The 1,840-nt window shown below is 58.9% G+C and carries 3 protein-coding genes and 1 pseudogene; all 4 read left to right on the top strand.

Annotated features, from left to right (window positions below; genetic code table 11):
- Window positions 1-195: pseudogene (locus DXA43_RS10090) on the top strand (SIS domain-containing protein); the annotation flags it as partial.
- A 46-nt stretch (window positions 196-241) separates the two neighbouring features.
- Complete coding sequence (locus tag DXA43_RS10085) at window positions 242-661, top strand: PTS sugar transporter subunit IIA (protein WP_117759929.1); 420 nt, start codon at window positions 242-244, stop codon at window positions 659-661.
- A gap of 57 nt (window positions 662-718) precedes the next feature.
- Complete coding sequence (locus DXA43_RS10080) at window positions 719-1,201, top strand: PTS sugar transporter subunit IIB (protein WP_099432286.1); 483 nt, start codon at window positions 719-721, stop codon at window positions 1,199-1,201.
- 58 nt (window positions 1,202-1,259) lie between these two features.
- The coding region (locus DXA43_RS10075; RefSeq protein ID WP_147344767.1) for a PTS sugar transporter subunit IIC at window positions 1,260-1,840 on the top strand (581 nt) is incomplete at its 3' end.

The raw sequence follows: 1,840 nt of genomic DNA, 5'->3' as shown, positions 1-1,840 counted from the left end.
GTGACCGGCGACACCGACATCAACATCATCGACACCGCCGAGTTCGCCATCCCGGGCCTTGACGACGAGTTCCGCGTCATCGTCTCCCCGTGGATTCTGACGGTGCTCGTGACCGACCGTCTGGCTCGCTACTACGAGACGGTCACCAAGCACAACCTCAAGTATCGTCGCTACTATCACCAGTTCGACTACTAAAGAAAACGGGTGCGGGAACGTGCCGGGCTATTGAGAGGAACACAGAATGAGACAGTACATCATCGCCAGCCATGCGCACTTCGCTACCGGCATCAAGGAGAGCGTCGAGCTGCTCTCGGGTGCTCGCGACAACGTCCACGATCTTTCGATGTTCGTCGATGACCGCATGGACGTGGCCGAGGAGGCCCAAAAACTGCTGGCGGGCATGTCTGCCGACGATGATGTCGTTGTCTGCACCGACCTCTTTGGTGGCAGCGTCAACAATGAGTTCACCAAGATCGTCCAGACGCGTCCCCGCACGTACCTCGTTACCAACATGAACCTTCCTCTGCTCATCCAGCTGCTGTTCTCTGACGAGTCGGCGCCGGTTGAGGAGACGATTCGCGCCATCGTCGCTGCGGACGATACGCGCGTGAAGTTTGTCAACGACCTGCTGGTCGATGACGACGAGGAAGAAGAGTTCTAATCCGCAGCACCTATTGACATGCCGTAAGACGGCGCAAGACCTTTGGGGGGTCACATTATGATTCAGCTACTTCGCGTTGACCATCGCCTGCTTCATGGCCAGGTCGCAGTTTCCTGGGTTCAGGGCCTTGGCTCCAACTGCATTTTTTGCGTGGGCGATAAGGTCGCCAACGACCCGGTGTGGAAGACGACGCTCAAGATGGGCAAGCCTGCCGGCTGCAAGCTCGTCATCAAGGACATGGAGCATGCAATCGAAGCTATCAACTCGGGCGTGACCGACAAGTACAAGATGATCATCTGCGTCGCCACTATCGCCGAGGCAAAGCAGCTTGTTGAGGGCTGCCCGCAGATCAAGTCGGTCAACCTGGGCAACACCAAGCCCAAGGACGAGAAGCGTCCCGACGCTCGTCAGGTCTCTCGTCAGATCTTCCTGACCGCGGCCGAGGAAGCCGATGTGCGCGAGATGCTGGATCGTGGCGTTGAGGTCGAGATTCGACCCCTGGCCGATGACCCCAAGGTTGACTGCGCCAGCGTGCTCTAGGCGTTTAAATTCGAAGAGTCTGAGCTCTTCGTAGTGTCCTATATGGAAAGGGGGATGTATGCTTACCCAAGCAATCCTCATCGGACTTATCGCCGCATTTGGTAAGTTCGACTACCAGCTCGGTACGCTCTATGCGTTCCGTCCCATCGTCCTGTGCCCGCTCGTGGGCCTGGTCCTGGGGGACCTGCAGTCTGGTCTCGCGATCGGTGCGAGCCTTGAGCTGCTGTTCATGGGCTCGATCTCCATCGGCGCCTACGTACCGCCCGATGAGACGATCGGCGGCGTGCTTGCCTGTGCCTTCGCTATCCAGCTGGGCCAGAGCACCGAGGCAGCCATCGCGCTTGCCATGCCCATCGCAACGCTGTGCCTGGCCATCAAGAACATCCTCAACGCCGCTCTGCCGATCCTGGTTGACCGCGCCGATGTCTTCTCCGGCCAGGGCAACCTTAAGGGCGTCTATGCGATGCACTTCCTGATCGGTTCCACCGGTTGCATCATGGCGTTCCTGCTGTGCTCGCTGTCGTTCTATCTGGGTGCTGACGCCATCCAGGGTATGCTCGACTTCATCCCGCCCTTTGTCCTTGCTGGCTTTGGCGTTGCCGCCAACATCCTGCCGGCCATGGGCTTCGCCATGCTCGG

This window comes from Collinsella sp. OF02-10 (assembly GCF_003463445.1).
Taxonomy (GTDB): domain Bacteria; phylum Actinomycetota; class Coriobacteriia; order Coriobacteriales; family Coriobacteriaceae; genus Collinsella.
This window is presented reverse-complemented; position numbering and strand designations above follow the sequence as displayed.

Excerpts from the sequence above, each read along its gene's own strand:
- DXA43_RS10080 (WP_099432286.1), top strand. The coding sequence starts at position 719 with ATGATTCAGCTACTTCGCGTTGACCATCGCCTGCTTCATGGCCAGGTC.
- DXA43_RS10085 (WP_117759929.1), top strand. The coding sequence starts at position 242 with ATGAGACAGTACATCATCGCCAGCCATGCGCACTTCGCTACCGGCATC.